Origin of the sequence: Lactococcus garvieae, assembly GCF_016027715.1 — a bacterium.
Classification (GTDB): Bacteria; Bacillota; Bacilli; order Lactobacillales; family Streptococcaceae; genus Lactococcus; species Lactococcus garvieae_A.
In genome coordinates this window covers 1,446,679-1,463,101 of record NZ_CP065691.1, presented here as the reverse complement: position 1 = coordinate 1,463,101, position 16,423 = coordinate 1,446,679, and the positions used below count along the sequence as shown (strand labels likewise).

The following is a 16,423-nucleotide window of genomic DNA, read 5'->3' as shown; positions in this document are numbered from 1 at the left end:
AGCCATCAGCGGCCAATTCCCTTATAGATGAGGTCGTACATTGAAGTCTTAATGAGTTTGATAAATAGAGGTTTGAATTTCTCAGGTTCTAGAGGAATCTGGGCACTGAACCAAAGGGTAAAGATAATATCTAAGTAGGAAATCCAGAAAGATAAAAGCTGCTTAGAGGAGAAGTAAGGGTTGAGTTCGTGCTCTTTTACTAGATAATCATAACGCTCTTTCGCCCAGGGGAAAGTGAGGTCAATTGCTCCAGCATCCGTGCGGTATAAGAGGTTACTCGTTGCAAGGATATGGGCCTCATCACGATGCTGCCACAGAATGGGTAAGACGATATCAGCGAAAATTTCAACAGGTATTTCATTTGGGTCATGACGAAAAAGTTGCTCGTTTATTTCATGGAAAATGTCTAAATAGATGTATTCGATAATGCCCTCAATGCCCTTATCTCCAAAGTTATGGCGGATAGTATTTCGGGTAATCCCCGTACGACGGGTGATTTCTTCAACATTGACACGTCCCCCTTCAGCAGCAATGTTGAGCAAGGTACGTATAACGATTTCTTTAGTATTTTTAGCCATCTTATGTTTCCTTGTTTCTGTTTTATTTCATTATATTAAAAAAAGTTGTGAGAAAGAAATGAAATTCTTAATACAACATTTTAAAAGAAAAAAAACACAATTATCTAAGGAGTTTACGGGTTTTTACATCTAAACGTTCTAAAACACTAGTAAAAAGAGATGATAATAATTCAAAAATAAACTTCTTACCGTTAAAAATAGAGTTTTTCACCATCTATGATAACTAAAAATGACCGTTTCCATCAATTTTGTTATTGCTTTACATTACAAATGATACGAATATATAATATAAAGTATATAAAGCGTCATATAATCAATAAATAGGGAAAGTCGGATTAAAATATTTCTCCGATAAACATGAGGAAAATAAAATGAAGAATTTATTTGGAAACAATCGAAATGAAGAAAATGCTTTGAGTCGAAATGAAGAAGACTCTGCATTAAATCTTGGGGAATTTAATAAGCTTCGTGAAGAATTAGAACTGAATAATCATAGTTTGAAAGATGCTCTCCTTAAGTCAGAAGGGGAGAAACATAAAATAATTTTTGAAAGAAAGAAACTAGAGACAGAGCTTAAAAAACTTAAAGAGGAAAAATCAAAGCAATTGCTTGAAAAGGAACAGGAAGTTAAAAAATTGGAAGAAACTCTTGAACAAGGTGCTCAGAATAATCAGGAACATCTTGCAGCATTTGAAGAATTAAAACAGCAAAATAAAATGTTGCAAAAAGAGAATGTGGATATCCGTGCTCAGATTGCAGATTATATATTAGAACTCCAAAAAGAAAATGAAAAACATCAAGAAGCTCTTGATCAGGAAAAACTCGAGGTTTTAGAAAAAACTAAAATAGAGTGCAATGAGATTAAGCATAAGATGGAACGTGAAGCAAGCGCACTCAAAGCGAATGCCAAAAAAGAAGCTGCTAAGTTATTACAAGATATAGAAAATTTGAAAAAAGACACTCAGGAAGAGTGTGAAAAACTCAAAGAAAACACCCAGCAAGATATCGACAAAATGATCTTAGAAGCAGAGGCGCGTAAAGCATCGATGCTCAAAGATTATGAAAGACTAGAAGAAGAAGCTAAGCAAGGTGTGGAGCAAATAGAGCAACACGCAGAAGTTGTAAAGAAAGCGATTGAGGATGATAATAAAGCACTACGTTTTGAAGCCCAAAAAGAAAGTGCTGCGATTAAGAGAGACGCTGAAGCTTATGTAAATGAAAAACAAAAAGAAGCAGAGAAAATTATTGCGGATGCTGAACAAAAAGGAAAAGAAAGCTTAGTCAAATCTGAGCAAGAGTTACAAGAGCTCAATAATCAGATTTTAGAGACAAAAGAAGCTGCGAAAGAGTTGATTGGTCGATTGGGTGAACTCATGAAACTTGGCATTTAAGGAATTTTAAACAAGGTGTTAAAAATAAAAAGCGCTAGATAAAGCGCTTTTCAAGTGGGTTACGAGATTTGAAGTGAGCAGAGGTGAGTTTGGAACATGAGTCAGAACCAATATGAGGATTTATTTGCAAAGTCTGAAGACTTACTGCAACAAATGACACACATTATGGAAGAACCAGCAACCCCTCCTTCTCTTAAAAAAACTCCTCCGAAGAGTAAAAAGAAATCAAATAAACTGAGCAGAGGAGAGAGAATAACAGCCTTATTTGTCCTCCTTCTATTACTTGTTGCGCTGGCTCTAGGTGGAGGAAAAATTCTCCAAATTATAGGAGAAGATGATCCGATAAGTCCTGATGTCGAGGTTCAAAGTCAACCACAGAAAATAGAAGAAGAAAATTCAACAGATACTAATGATGAATATATAGATGAGAATCTGGCTAGAGTGAGAGTCTCTTTGGATATAAGGGTAAAAACAAACAGTAAAGTAGGGAAAATTATTGTACAAAATCTTCCAACCAATACAGCCCGTCTACGTTTTTCAGTGATAGCAGAAGGAACCGACGAGCCCTTTTTTCGCTCTGAAATGATCGCGCCAGGATATGCAGTTTACGAAATCCCTTTGCAGCACGAGTATCTTGTAGGAAAACATAAAGGACAAATTTTACTGGAGTTTTATGAAATGGAAGAAGAAAAGAAAATCACTGAAAGTTTAGTTGATATTATATTCAATGTTTCAGAAAATGAATAAAATGATGAAAACTATCGATTTGCTTTATTTTGTGGATTGATTAAAGATTGACAAATCAAAGAAATCTGCTAAAATAAGAACATAGAAAGAACGAGAAGAGTAGGTTACTGGAGCGTCTAAGGGAGTGGTGTCATCGACTGAAAATCACCACACGGGAAAGTTATTGAAGTTCACCTTGTTCTAATTTAAAATAGACTTTAATTAAGTGATAAAATAGGATGGTACCGCGGTTTTCGCTCCTTTTAATAAAGGTGGAAATCGTGGTCTTTTTTGCATTCACGGTTATAAGGTTGAGGAGAAAAAATGAATCTACAAGAAAAAATTGAGGCATTGCGTGAGCAGGCTTTGGAAAATTTGACAGCTGCTGTGGAAGAAAGAATGTTGAATGACTTGCGTACAGCCATTATGGGTAAAAAAGGCGAGTTAACCGAAATCCTTAAAGGAATGAAAGATTTAACAAATGAAGAACGTCCCGTCATTGGTGCACTAGCCAATGCCTTCCGTGATGAGTTTGGAGCAAAACTTGAAGAGAAAAAAGTAGAGATTGAAGAAGCAGCGATGAATGCAGCTTTAAGCTCTGAAACATTAGATGTAACTTTGCCAGGTCATGCCCCTAAAAAAGGTGCACGACACATCTTGACTCAAACAGCAGAAGAAATTGAAGAAATTTTCCTAGGAATGGGTTACGAAATCGTAGATGGTTATGAAGTCGAAACTGACCATTATAACTTTGAACGTATGAACTTACCAAAAGATCATCCTGCGCGTGACATGCAAGATACTTTCTATGTAACAAATGAAGTTTTGCTTCGTACACACACATCTCCGATGCAAGCGCGTACTATGGATAAACATGACTTTAGCAAAGGCGGGTTACGCATGATTGCACCAGGTCGTGTTTATCGTCGTGATACCGATGATGCAACCCACAGTCACCAATTCCACCAAGTTGAAGGTTTAGTTGTGGATAAAAATATTACAATGGCTGATCTTAAAGGGACGCTTGAACTTGTCATTCAAAAAATGTTTGGTGCTGACCGTGAAATTCGTTTACGCCCTTCATACTTCCCATTTACTGAACCTTCCGTTGAAGTAGATGTAAGCTGCTTTAAGTGCGGGGGCAAGGGATGTAACGTCTGCAAACATACGGGATGGATTGAAATTCTCGGTGCAGGTATGGTTCACCCTAATGTCTTAGAAATGAGCGGTATCGACAGTAAAGAATATTCAGGTTTTGCTTTTGGTATGGGTCAAGAACGTATTGCTATGCTCCGTTATGGTATCAACGACATCCGTGGCTTCTATCAAGGAGATTTGCGTTTCTTGGAGCAATTCGGAAAATAATTTCAGAAATAAGTACAAAGCAGAAAACGGAATAAAAGGAAAAAATAAAATGTTAGTATCATACAAATGGTTAAAAAAATTAGTCAACGGGATTGAGGATATACCGGTTGCTGATTTAGCAGAAAAAATGTCATTGTCAGGTATCGAAATCGAAGGAGTAACAGTACCTGGTGAAGGTTTATCAAAAATTGTAGTTGGTGAAGTCTTAACTTGTGAAGATGTGCCCGAAACACACTTGCACATTTGTCAAGTTGATGTCGGTGAAGAGGAACCCCTCCAAATCGTCTGTGGTGCTCCAAATGTTAAACCCGGTATCAAAGCAATCACTGCTCTTGTAGGAGCTCGTATCGCCGATAATTATAAAATTAAAAAAGGAAAAATCCGCGGGATGGTCTCACTAGGTATGTTGTGTGCACTTGATGAGATTGGAATTCCCGAGTCTGTTAATCCCATGAAACACGAAGATGGTATCTATATTTTGCCGGAAGATGCTGTGATTGGTGACAGTGTGTTACCTTATCTAGACTTGGATGATGAAATCATTGAACCAGACATCTTAGCGAACCGTGCCGATGCAATGTCTATGCGTGGCGTAGCGCATGAGGTAGCAGCTATCTATGGTAAAACAGTTAACTTTGAAGAAAAAACTGTGACAGAGGTGGACAAAAAAGCTGCGGATAAAGTAGCCGTTAAAGTAGAAACAAGTACAGAGCAAGTTCCGACTTATAAGATTCGTATGATTGAAAATGTCAAAATCGGCCCTTCACCACTCTGGTTGCAAAATACATTGATGAATGCAGGGATTCGTCCAATCAACAATGTTGTGGACGTGACTAACTATGTTTTGATGTACTATGGACAACCCTTACATGCTTTCGATTTTGATAAATTTGGCGCAGAAGAAATTGTCGTTCGTCAAGCTGAGCAAGGTGAAAAAATAGTTACCTTAGATGAGCAAGAACGTGAACTTAGCACAGAAGATATCGTTATTACAGCGAATGGCAAGCCAGTAGCTCTTGGTGGTGTGATGGGTGGTTTTGACAGTGAGATTACTGATCAGACAGTAACAGTGGCCTTGGAAGCAGCGCTTTTCAATGGCACTTCTATCCGCAAAACGTCACATAAGTTTGCCCTCCGCTCAGAATCGTCAAGTCGATTTGAAAAAGGAATCAACCAAGGTACCGTTCGTGAAGCTTTGGACTTTGCAGCTGCAATGATTCAAGAGCTAGCAGGGGGTGAAATTCTCTCTGGTGTAGTAGAATCTAATGACTTTATGCCAGAACCTCAAAAAGTTTCAATTACTTTAGAACGTATCAACGCTTCACTTGGAACAAATCTTAAGATTGAAGAAGTGCTACAAATTTTGGCACAGCTTGGTTTTGAAACCCAAGAAAATGATGGCGTGTTTGAGATCCAAATCCCGTCACGTCGCTGGGATATCAAGATTGAAGCTGATATTGTCGAAGAAGTCGCACGTATCTATGGCTATGATAACTTACCAAGTACTTTGCCATCAGGTGCCACAGCGGGCGAGTTAACAGCGATGCAAAAGTTACGTCGGAAAGTTCGTACAGCTGTAGAAGCCGCTGGATTGTCAGAAGTTATTGGTTATTCATTGACAACTACTGAAAAAGCACAAGAGTTTGTGGGAACTCAAGGAGCAACAACTTCGTTGATGTTACCTATGACAGAAGACCGCCAAACATTGCGTGGCAGCCAAATTCCAGGACTTTTGGATATTGTGAATTATAACCAAAACCGTAAAAATACAGATGTAGCTATCTATGAAGTCGGCAATATCTTTGTGGCAACAGATTCAGAAGACACACGTCCTTTAGAGATTCCACATCTTGCCTTCGCTATTTCTGGTAATGTAGAAAGTAAAACTTATAGCACTCCTGCTGTGGCTGTTGATTTCTATTATGCAAAAGCTATCATGGAAGAACTTTTAGCAGGCTATGATAATGTGTCCTTTGAAGCTTACTCAGACATCAAGGAAATGCACCCTGGACGTACAGCTCGTATCCTCATCGGTGAGCGTCAGGTAGGTTTTGTCGGACAAATACACCCTGCAACAGCAAAAGCTTATGATGTCAAGGAAACTTATGTGGGGTCTCTTGACTTGGCGGCGATGCTGGAGCTTGCCCCAGCACAAACTGTATTTGTTGAAATTCCAAAAGTACAGGCTGTACATCGTGATATTGCCATGCTTGTTGATGCAGATAAAACGCATGCAGAAATTGTAAACACAATTACTTCAAGTAAAGTTAAAACCTTGAATAAAGTTGAGCTCTTTGACATTTACCAAGGAGAAAACTTGCCAGCAGGCAAGAAGTCAATGGCTTATAGCTTGACTTTCCAAAGTCGTGAAAATACCATGACTGAAGAAGAAATTGCAAAAGCTATGTCTAAAATTTCGAAAAATCTGGTCGAAACACTTGCAGTTGAAATTCGTTAATCAAAAAACCTTTGAAGTTGTTTCAAAGGTTTTTTATTTTTCTAAGTTTTCTATAAAATGAGGAATTAGAAAAGTCAAGAGATGAAGTATTAATAAAAGCGGTTTACATTAAATTCATATTTCTATATGTAATTTGTATGAAATCTTAAGACCTTCCTTTTGTGTTAGAATGGTAAAATATGAAAAAGAACAATTGGAAAAAAGGTGCAACTTTACTAGGCTTGACAGTAGCAATGCTGACTTTGAGCTTACACGTTGCCAAAGCTGATGAAAGTTCGATTAACGGAGAAATTGAAAATTTTCAAAAACAGCTTAATTCAGAACTTTCTCAGACCAATGCAATCTATGCAAAAGCAAATGATTCCCAAACTAAACTGAAAGCCACACAAGCAAAGATTGACAGTTTAACTACAGAAATTGCAAAAACTGAAGATAAGCATGATTCTTTAAAGGCAAGAGTAGCGGAACAAATGCGGGCGACCCAATCCAAAGGAGGGGTTTCCACTTCTGTTATTGATATTATACTGAATGCTACAGACTTTCATGAAGCCATCCAAGCTTTGACGAGCTTGCAAGTAATATTGCATGCAGAAAACACACAGGCTAAAGATTTAGTGAATACTCAAAAAAACTTGGAAGACATGCAGAATTCGCTTTTGGACTCAAAAAAAGAGCTTGTAGCCACCCAAGCAGATTATCAGAAAAAAGTAGAAAATCTTGAAGACAGTATAGCTAATCTCAAAAATAAAGTAGCAGAAAATCAAGACATTCTAGCTGAAATGAAGGCTAAAGCAGAGCAAGAAAAAATCGAAAAAGCTGAGAAAGAAGCAAGTGAGCCAAAAATAGAAACACTATCTGCAGTGAAAACTGATGAAGAAGAAGTTTCAGCAGAGGACTCTTCTGCATCTTCAACGGACTCCTCAACGATGACTGAACCAAGTGCCGAAACAGGGTCCACTTTGACAGTTTCAGCAACAGCTTATTCGTCAGATAACGGTCTTGGTTTTATCACAGCCACAGGGATTAATCTTCACCAAAATCCAATGTGTATCGCAGTAGACCCATCAGTAATTCCTTTAGGGTCAATGGTTGAAGTCCCAGGATATGGGATTGCGATTGCTGGAGATACTGGTGGAGCCATTGTAGGTAACATCATCGATGTCCACTTCCCAACTACAGCGCAAGCCCAAGCATGGGGGCGTAAAACGATTCAAGTTAATGTTTTGAGCTAAAAGACGATTACAAATGAAAACCACTCTATACAAGTTATATAGAGTGGTTTTTTTATTTAGATGATTCACAACTCGATTTATGTTTCTTTCAAGAAACTTTTTGCCCCGTTCTTAGTTTCAACACAGCAGATAAATCGATGAGTTTCTTGGTTGCAACTTTTTTTTCTGCTTGGGCCTTACGAAGATCTCTTTCAGCTGGACTGAACCAAAGGGCAAGCTCATAGAGCGCTGCGAAACCTAGACCCATTCCACCAAATATTAAAACGATTTCTAAAAATTCCATCATAACCTTCTTTATCTTTTCTTTCTTTATTAGTTCTCAATTAATTCAGGACTGATTTCTTCAATACAATTTACAACAGGACCAACGATTCGCGAAGTTTCTTCATCTAGATAGAAATCTTTGTACTGGGGATCAGTATTAAGCGAATGACATCGAAAACTTTCGGAATCACGAAAAACTTGTTTACAGTAAAGCTGCTCTTCTCCTGGTCCACCTTCGGAGATAACATAAATATCTCCATCCCTATCAAAACCGGTGGTTACAAAGGTAACGATTGAAAAATTCGGATACTCAGGATGCATGGAGTCTCCCTTGATACGAGCCGCACCATCATAACGTCCAGGGCGCACATCTGTAAAAACAGTATAAGTTTCTTGGGTATCATTTAGAGCTTGACCAAAGCCAGCAGAAAGCTGTTCATCCGCTACCTCGATTGTGTAAAGTTCTTCGCGACGGTAGGTTTTCAAAGGTATAATATTGTCGGCCTTTGGACGAGATTCGACTTGCTGACTTGCAAGAAATTTAGAAAAATTCAGAACATTACTTTGTTGTTCAGCATCTAACTTCTTATAAATATTGAGAAGTTCAATAAAGGGAGAATTTTCTTTCTTATCGTTAAGGATAAGATCAGTTGGAAGTTTATAAATCTCTCCTAACTTGGCAATCATATCTAGAGCTGGATTGCTGTTTTTTTTCTCCCAAAGTGCATAAGTCCCTTGGGTAATATCAAGCTTTTCAGCAATCTCTTTTTGAGTAAAATGATGCTCTTTACGCAACTTTTTTAGATTTTGTCCTAGATTCATGTTTAGTCCTCTTTTATTGAATTTATCAATATTATAAGTTAAAATCGATTAAAAGTCAAGACTAAAAATTGAATGTATCAATAAAAAGAAATTAGATTTCCTCTCCCTTAAGTTATATATTTAAATTTTTACGGAATTTTTTGAAGATGTAGGAGCGGATATTAAAAAGGATAAAGAGTAAGTGCGTAAAATTTTAAGAGAGTTAAAAGATAAAAATAGGCTTAGTATATGTGTCACTAAAAGAAAAAAGTCGTTAGTAGCGGAAACTAAGGACTTTTTCTTTATGTTAAAAAATATTTGTATTTAAACGGTTAAGATTTTGATTGAACTTATAATGTAAGAATAAAGAACGGCTATATAAATCTAACCCGATAGCAATCCATACACCGGCAATACCCCAATTTAGATATTCTCCCAAAACTATGACCCCGACTACTCTGACTACCCACATCCCAAATGCGGTACTATATAAAGGGGACTTAGTGTCTCCCATTCCTTGAAGTGCACCTGTGATTATTAAGCTGAATGCTAAACCGGGCTGATTAAAGGCATCAATTCTTAGAGCAGTTACCACTTGATGAAGAGCTTCCGGATCTTTAGTAAATAATGTAGCAACATAGGGCGTCGCAAAAAATAATACAATACCTAATATGCTAAGAATAGTAACTCCGTATTTAATAGAAAGATATGCAATATTTCTAGTTTCAGCGTAGTCCTTTTTTCCTATGCTGTTACCTGTTAATGTAGCGGCCGCAGTAGCTAGCCCATAAGCAGGCATATACACAAAACTCTCGATACTGCCTGCAATAGAATGCGCAGCATAAGTTTTAACTCCTAAGGCAACAATTAAACCAAAATAAACAACCTGCCCCATTCTCATAACTAAGCGCTCTAGGGTAGCAGGTAGAGACAATCTTAGAAGCTCTGTATAATTACTTTTATCTAGCATTGAGAAAAATTTAAATTTAAGAACTGACTGTTGTACTTTACGATAAAGTAAAATGGTACCAATAATTCGAGAAATTAATGTACCAATAGCAGTACCAATAATTCCCAAAGCAGGTAGAGGACCTAGTCCAAAAATTAAAATAAAGTCCAATACTATATTTAAGAGGTTGGTAATAAAACCAATTTTCATCGGAGATTTTGTATCTCCAATTGCTCTTAACATACTTCCTAAAATAACCATTGTGGCAATAAAGATCGCTCCCCCACCGACAATACTAAAGAACTGCATCGCGTACTCTAAAGTTTGAGCAGTAGCTCCCATAGCAGTTAAAATTCTAGGGCCTGCAAAAATACTAACTATTCCTAGAATAAAACCCGTTACAATAGCTAGAAGAAGTGACTGTCTAGAAACAGTCTTTGCTTTTTCGATGTTTTCTGCACCAATACTCCTAGAGATGATTGAGGAAGTTCCTATTCCTAAAGCAATAAATAGAGCAATATAGACATTCAGTATAGCATTTGCGACACCTATACCTGCCACTGCTAACAAACCTATTTTAGAAATCATGAGGGAATCAATGAACCCTACAGAAGTTTCTAAAATATTTTCAACAGTAGCTGGGAGAGCAAGATCAACTATCTTCTTTTTTAAAGATAACATATCATTATCTTTATTTTTTTTCTTCATAATAGCGCGCTCACTTTTAGTTTATTTTATTGTATTGGGTGATAACTCTGCGCAACTTAATCATCTCTTCACTTAAATCATGTCCTTCACTCACATGCATTAAAGAGTGGTCGGCTTGTGCTTCTAATAGTATCTGACTAATTTTTTGAATAGCGGAGCGAGCAGAGTTTAATTGTATTAAAATGTCTTCATAGTTTTTTTCCTCTAGGACCATCTTTTTAATACCTGAGACTTGTCCTTCAATTCTGTTTAGCCGTTTAACGAGTTCGTTACTATGATGAGTTGTTAAATGTGACATATATCCTCCTATATAGGGGTACCCCCTACCCCCATATTATAATCCGCGCTATTCATATTGTCAAAAATTAAAGTTAACCTACCAGATATAGTAAAATTTGTATTGAAGGATAAGGCAGGTGATACTGTCCGAGTTTTATATGCTCACAATCCTGATGATTCAATGAGCGGTCCGAGTTATTGGGGGACTTATAATAGCCCTTCAAATAATAAGGGTACAGTTGATTCAAAAGTGGTAACAGTAACTTATGTTATTCAAGGATATGGTGCAATGATTCCCGCTCCTTAATAAAAAAGAAAAAAGTGGAAGAGTATCCGCTTTTTTTATTTAGAGTGAAAGTCAAAGAGTTATTTTGCGAGAGAAAAAAGCACATATATCTTAACAGTTATAAAAAGGCAAAGATATATAAGTTTATATGTAGAGTTTAATCAAGAACAACGGAGGAAAATGTTATAATACAAGGGTGTAGATATTTTATTGTTGAGACAACGATAAGAAAAATGCAGATGAAGTTTTCAATTGTTTAGTGAAGGAAGAGATATTCTATAACAATTTTGATGTATGAATTTTAATTTTCAATTGGCGAGCAAAGTAGGCAATATTTAGCTTTATGATGTGAAATTTTAGACTTTGAAAAACACAAAAAAAGAGAGGAAAACGGAGATATTCGTTATTATCTAAAATATAAAACAAGTAACTCTATGTAGTTTTATAGATGCTTAGAGGAGTATAGAGAGAATAAAAACGTGATTTCTGTTAAAATATCAATATGGTAAAAAAAGGACGTATTATTAAATCTTTAGCAGGCTTCTACAATGTAGAGTCTGAAGGACAAATCTATCAAACGCGTGCTAGAGGAAACTTTCGGAAAAAAGGGATGAAGCCTATTGTAGGTGATTTTGTTGACTTTTCGGCGGAAGAAAATTCTGAAGGTTATATTTTAGATATTCATAAGCGCAGAAACAGCTTAGTTCGTCCGTCGATTGCGAACATCGATCAGGCCGTTATTATTATGTCAACGGTCAATCCTGATTTCTCATTAAATCTTTTGGATCGCTTTCTTGTTTTCTTAGAGCATAAGGATATTCAACCTTTAATTTATATTTCAAAGCTTGATTTAATAGAAGATTTGACGGACTATCAAAAATTCAAGAAGGATTATGAAGAGATTGGTTATCAGATTTTCTTTGACTGGAAAGAACTGGTCAAAGTATTAGCTGATAAGGTGACTGTCTTTATGGGCCAAACAGGAGCAGGAAAGACCACTTTACTGAATTTGATTGCGCCAGAGATGAACTTAGCGACGGGGGAGACTTCAGACAAGCTGGGACGTGGCCGTCATACCACTCGTCATGTAGAATTTTTTGAAGTTGCCTCAGGACTTATTGCAGATACACCAGGTTTTTCTAACTTAGACTATGATGTATCGAATCAACCCGACTTAAATGCTGCCTTCCCAGAAATTTTGAAAGCAAGTCATGGCTGTAAATTCCGGGAATGTACACATACACATGAACCTTCCTGTGCAGTGAAAGTAGCACTTGAAGAAGGTGAAATTTTAGCGAGTCGTTATGACAACTATTTACAATTATTAACAGAAATAAATAACACGAGGGAAACTTATGCCAAGCAACGAAAAAAACAAAATTAAAGGTAATATTTGGATGAAACAGCTCGGATTTTTGGGCTTAGTTATCCTGTGGGCCTTGATTATTGTCTTTAAAAATAGTTTGGGCGATTGGAAATGGCCTTTATTTGGAATCCTTGTCGTTTTGACCGTATGGGGCTTATATCAAATTAATAAGGCCTTTTTTGGCTTGAAAAAATAGGGGGAAATATGAACGAAATTACAAATAAAATCGCACCATCAATACTTGCTGCAGACTTTGGAGCGTTTACTGCTGAAGTAGCAAAAATTGAAACAGCTGGGGCAGATTATGTACATATAGATGTTATGGATGGACACTTTGTAGATAACTTGACTTTTGGATCAGGTGTTGTTGCTGCTCTTCGTCCACAGACAGAACTCGTTTTAGATGTACATATGATGGTAGAAAAACCTGAAAAATATATAGAAGAATTTGCTAAGGCAGGTGCAGATATCATGAGTATTCATGTGGAAGCAACCTCTCATATTCATGGTGCACTTCAACAAATCAAGAGTGCAGGTATGAAAGCAAGCGTTGTTATTAATCCTGGAACGCCAGTGGCAGTTATAGAACCTGTATTGAGCATGGTAGACATGGTTTTGGTTATGACCGTTAACCCTGGCTTCGGTGGGCAAGCCTTTATTCCTGAAACAATGGAAAAAATTCGTGAGCTTGTGAAATTACGTGAAGCTAAGTCTTTGAATTTTGACATAGAAGTTGATGGCGGTATTGACGATAAGACTGTTGAACAAGCACGTGAAGCAGGAGCTAATATTTTTGTTGCTGGTTCATTTGTCTTTAAAGGTGATGTGTCTGCCAATATTCAAAAGTTAAGAGATAAACTATGAGTATCGTCATCATTATCCTTTTAATTCTGCTCATACTACTCGGACTTGCTAACTTTTTCAAAAAGCCTGCCTCTAATTCTAAGCTAAATGCACGTGTGGAGAACTTATCTTCAAATCTAACAGAATTACGTTTAGAAATGTCACAGCAACTTGGACAAAATCGCCAAGAAATCTCTGGAACTGTGTCAAGTTTGTCACATAATATGAATGGGAATTTATCTAATCTAACAGAAAATATTAATGCCAAATTTGACCATCAGTTCAAAGATTTACAGAATTCTAATGAACAAAAGCTAGATAAAATTTCTCAAAATTTAGCGGAAATGACCGAAGCAATCACAGAAAAATTTGATAGAAAATTTCAAAATTTACAAGATTCTAACGATAAAAAGCTAAGTCAAATTCAAAATACTGTGGATGAAAAACTTCAGGAAACACTGAATAAAAGAATTTCACAAAGTTTTGAACAAGTCACAAATCTCCTCACTTCTGTGGATAAAGGTCTGGGCGAGATGCGCAATCTGGCAAGTGATGTTGACAGTCTCCAAAGAGTGATGACCGGTGTGAAAACACGTGGTATTATTGGGGAAGTACAACTGGGACGCATTTTGGAGCAGATCTTCACACCTGCGCAATATCAAGAGCAGGTAAATATTCAAGAGCGCAATGCCGTTGATTTTGCAGTAATTATGCCCGGGAAAGTAGCAGGCAGTGATGTGTTACTACCGATAGATTCAAAATTTCCGCTTGAAGACTACCAACGTCTGCAAGATGCCTTGGAAACAAATGATACAGTAGCTATTGAAATTTCGCGTAAGGCACTATTTACGGCGATTAAGTTACAGGCAAAATCGATAGCTGAAAAGTACATCTTGCCACCAAAAACCACAGACTTTGCGATTATGTTTTTACCAATCGAAGGGCTCTTCATGGAGGTAGTCAATAACACGGAACTTTATGAACAATTAAGCCGAGAGTATAAAGTAAATGTTACTGGTCCAACAACGATGACAGCGGTTTTGAATAGTTTGCAAATGGGATTCAAGACACTCCAAATCGAGCAAAAATCGAGTGAAGTTTATGAAATGCTTGGGGCTGTCAAAACAGAATTTGGCAAGTTTGAAACTTCTCTTAAGAAAGTTCATGAACGCTTGCAACAATCAGAAAAAGAAATCAATACACTGATTACCACAAGAACAAATGTCATGAATCGTAAATTGCGCACGATTGATGCCGTTGATAAAGACACAAGTGCTGCGCTTTTAGAAATAGAAGGGGACTAATATGGTTCTGATAAAAAATTTATCTATGGGAGAATTTTTCGAGGGGTTTTACTTGATAAAATCAGTCGAACTCCGACGGACACGAGCAGGTAAGGACTTCCTTGCCATTGTTTTTCAAGACCGTACTGGAACAATTTCGGGAAATATCTGGGATGCAAATCCTAAAGCAGTCAAACAGTTTGTAGCTGGTAGAGTTGTCCATATGAAAGCCCTAAAAGAGCTCTACAATGGGATGCCACAAGTCAATCGGATCAGTTTGCGTTTGCCAGAAGGTAATGAACCTGCAAACCCAGCAGATTATCGAGAAAAAGCTCCAGTAAATGAAACAGATCTCCGTAAGTATGTTGAGAGTATTGTTTTTCGTATTGAAAATGCTACCTGGAATCGTGTCGTTCGCCATATTCTGAAAAAATTTGACCGTGAGTTTTATCAGTTCCCCGCAGCAAAGACGAATCACCATGCCTTTGAAGGTGGTCTGGCTTACCATACTACGACAATGCTACAGCTGGCAGAGAAGGTCTGTGAAGTTTATCCCCAACTTAACGAATCTTTGATGTTTGCTGGAATTCTTTTACACGATATGGCCAAGTGTTTAGAATTCACAGGTTTTGAAAATACAAGTTATACTTTACGTGGAAATCTGTTAGGGCACATCGTTCTCATTGATGAAGAAGTGAGCAAAGCCGCTATTGAATTAGATATCAGTGATGAAAAGGAAGATTTACTCTTGTTGCGCCATGTTCTCTTAAGCCATCATGGTCAGCTAGAGTACGGGAGTCCTGTACGTCCAAAAATTATGGAAGCAGAAGTTATTCACCAGATTGATATGATGGATGCGAGTATGATGATGATGATGACAGCTCTTAATAATGTTGAACCAGGGCAATCAAGCCAACGTGTTTTTGCCTTGGAAAATCGTAATTTTTATAAACCCTTGGATAATTAGATAGCGAGAAATGATGAAAAATACACTTAAAAATGATACATTAGTTATTTCAGTAGATACTTTCGGAGCAGAATTACATTCTGTACAAAAAGATGAAGTTGAATACCTCTGGCAAGCAGATTCTGCTTTTTGGGGACGTCACGCGCCAGTCCTCTTTCCTATTGTTGGTAAATTAAAAAATGGGCAGTACAGCTATGAAGATAAAAATTATCAAATGTCTGGACATGGTTTTGCACGTGACAGTGAGTTCACATTAATAAAAGAAGAAGCTGATGAACTGGTATATGAAATCACTTCAAATTCTCAGACACTTGCTGAGTATCCTTTTAAATTTAGCTTTAAAGTAGGCTATAAACTGACAGATAACCAACTTCGTGTTCGCTATCAAGTGGAAAATAAAGACGAGAAGACAATGATTTTTGGAGTGGGTGCCCATCCAGCGTTCAATGTCCCTCTAAAAAATGGAAGTTTCGAAGACTATAAGTTCACTGTATCTCCATCAGGAAAACGTACATTTATCCCTTTAGATGTACCTACTGGTACCTTGAAGCGAGAAGAACAGTCAGAAGTTGAAGTAAGTGACTTACCTCTTAGTCGAGAATTATTTGCTAAAGATGCACTTGTTTACACTTCTTCAGAGGAAATGTCGGTTGCTTTAACAAATAGTATTGATAGTCGTAGTGTGAAAGTGACATGGAAGGATATGCCTTTCTTTGGTCTTTGGAGTCCTTATCCAGCAGACGCCCCTTTTGTTTGTATTGAACCTTGGTGTGGAATAGCAGATGATGCAGATACAACAGGCCAACTTACTAACAAATTTGGGATGAACCAACTGCCTGCTAATGAAAAATTCAGTTGTGAATATGTAATTGAAATCAATTAATAAAGAAAAAATGGACAGTTAGTCTATTTTTTTTACTTTTTTGA

General features: G+C 37.2%; 17 protein-coding genes. 12 read left to right on the top strand and 5 right to left on the bottom strand.

Going from position 1 to position 16,423, the window contains the following annotated elements:
- Positions 1–5 precede the first annotated feature (5 nt).
- On the bottom strand, positions 6–578 hold the full coding sequence (locus I6G50_RS07340; protein WP_197908383.1) for a TetR/AcrR family transcriptional regulator: 573 nt from the start codon (positions 576–578) through the stop codon (positions 6–8).
- A 371-nt stretch (positions 579–949) separates the two neighbouring features.
- On the opposite strand from I6G50_RS07340, the gene I6G50_RS07335 reads away from it, so the two are divergent.
- From I6G50_RS07335 to I6G50_RS07315, 5 genes are all read left to right on the top strand, one after another.
- On the top strand, positions 950–1,969 hold the full coding sequence (locus I6G50_RS07335; protein WP_197908382.1) for a hypothetical protein: 1,020 nt from the start codon (positions 950–952) through the stop codon (positions 1,967–1,969).
- Between the two features lie 96 nt (positions 1,970–2,065).
- Positions 2,066–2,716 (top strand): hypothetical protein, encoded by a 651-nt coding sequence (locus tag I6G50_RS07330; protein ID WP_197908381.1) that lies wholly within the window; start codon positions 2,066–2,068, stop codon positions 2,714–2,716.
- A gap of 303 nt (positions 2,717–3,019) precedes the next feature.
- Positions 3,020–4,060, top strand: coding sequence for a phenylalanine--tRNA ligase subunit alpha (gene pheS, locus I6G50_RS07325; RefSeq protein WP_004259649.1), 1,041 nt, complete (start codon positions 3,020–3,022; stop codon positions 4,058–4,060).
- A 49-nt stretch (positions 4,061–4,109) separates the two neighbouring features.
- The gene (gene pheT / locus I6G50_RS07320) at positions 4,110–6,518 is read left to right on the top strand and encodes a phenylalanine--tRNA ligase subunit beta (protein ID WP_197908380.1); all 2,409 of its coding nucleotides are present in this window, start codon (positions 4,110–4,112) and stop codon (positions 6,516–6,518) included.
- Between the two features lie 179 nt (positions 6,519–6,697).
- Positions 6,698–7,750 (top strand): 3D domain-containing protein, encoded by a 1,053-nt coding sequence (locus tag I6G50_RS07315; RefSeq protein WP_081168564.1) that lies wholly within the window; start codon positions 6,698–6,700, stop codon positions 7,748–7,750.
- 88 nt (positions 7,751–7,838) lie between these two features.
- Here I6G50_RS07315 and I6G50_RS07310 read toward each other — a convergent pair whose 3' ends face one another.
- The 4 genes from I6G50_RS07310 to I6G50_RS07295 form a co-directional block, all read right to left on the bottom strand.
- The gene (locus I6G50_RS07310; protein ID WP_232252344.1) at positions 7,839–8,036 is read right to left on the bottom strand and encodes a hypothetical protein; all 198 of its coding nucleotides are present in this window, start codon (positions 8,034–8,036) and stop codon (positions 7,839–7,841) included.
- A gap of 26 nt (positions 8,037–8,062) precedes the next feature.
- Positions 8,063–8,836 carry an XRE family transcriptional regulator gene (locus tag I6G50_RS07305; RefSeq protein ID WP_197908379.1) on the bottom strand — a complete coding sequence of 258 codons (774 nt, stop codon included), beginning with the start codon at positions 8,834–8,836 and terminating at the stop codon, positions 8,063–8,065.
- Positions 8,837–9,122: 286 nt separating this feature from the next.
- Positions 9,123–10,472: an MATE family efflux transporter gene (locus I6G50_RS07300; protein ID WP_197908378.1), complete on the bottom strand. Its 1,350-nt coding sequence runs from the start codon at positions 10,470–10,472 to the stop codon at positions 9,123–9,125.
- A 16-nt stretch (positions 10,473–10,488) separates the two neighbouring features.
- Positions 10,489–10,770, bottom strand: a complete 282-nt coding sequence (locus I6G50_RS07295; RefSeq protein ID WP_197908377.1) for a metal-sensitive transcriptional regulator — start codon at positions 10,768–10,770, stop codon at positions 10,489–10,491.
- A gap of 102 nt (positions 10,771–10,872) precedes the next feature.
- On the opposite strand from I6G50_RS07295, the gene I6G50_RS07290 reads away from it, so the two are divergent.
- From I6G50_RS07290 to I6G50_RS07260, 7 genes are all read left to right on the top strand, one after another.
- A complete protein-coding gene (locus I6G50_RS07290; RefSeq protein WP_197908376.1) occupies positions 10,873–11,058 on the top strand; it encodes a hypothetical protein in 186 nt (61 codons plus the stop codon).
- A 481-nt stretch (positions 11,059–11,539) separates the two neighbouring features.
- Entirely contained in the window at positions 11,540–12,421 is an 882-nt protein-coding gene (rsgA, locus tag I6G50_RS07285; protein WP_004259631.1) for a ribosome small subunit-dependent GTPase A, read from the top strand.
- Entirely contained in the window at positions 12,393–12,599 is a 207-nt protein-coding gene (locus I6G50_RS07280) for a hypothetical protein (protein ID WP_197908375.1), read from the top strand. The genes rsgA and I6G50_RS07280 overlap by 29 nt, the downstream gene beginning before the upstream one ends.
- Before the next feature lie 8 nt (positions 12,600–12,607).
- Positions 12,608–13,267 (top strand): ribulose-phosphate 3-epimerase, encoded by a 660-nt coding sequence (rpe, locus tag I6G50_RS07275; RefSeq protein ID WP_197908374.1) that lies wholly within the window; start codon positions 12,608–12,610, stop codon positions 13,265–13,267.
- Positions 13,264–14,550: a DNA recombination protein RmuC gene (gene rmuC / locus I6G50_RS07270; protein WP_197908373.1), complete on the top strand. Its 1,287-nt coding sequence runs from the start codon at positions 13,264–13,266 to the stop codon at positions 14,548–14,550. The genes rpe and rmuC overlap by 4 nt, the downstream gene beginning before the upstream one ends.
- A 1-nt stretch (position 14,551) precedes the next feature.
- Positions 14,552–15,496, top strand: coding sequence for a 3'-5' exoribonuclease YhaM family protein (locus tag I6G50_RS07265; RefSeq protein WP_004259616.1), 945 nt, complete (start codon positions 14,552–14,554; stop codon positions 15,494–15,496).
- Positions 15,497–15,509: 13 nt separating this feature from the next.
- Positions 15,510–16,379 carry an aldose 1-epimerase family protein gene (locus I6G50_RS07260; protein WP_197908372.1) on the top strand — a complete coding sequence of 290 codons (870 nt, stop codon included), beginning with the start codon at positions 15,510–15,512 and terminating at the stop codon, positions 16,377–16,379.
- Positions 16,380–16,423 lie beyond the last annotated feature (44 nt).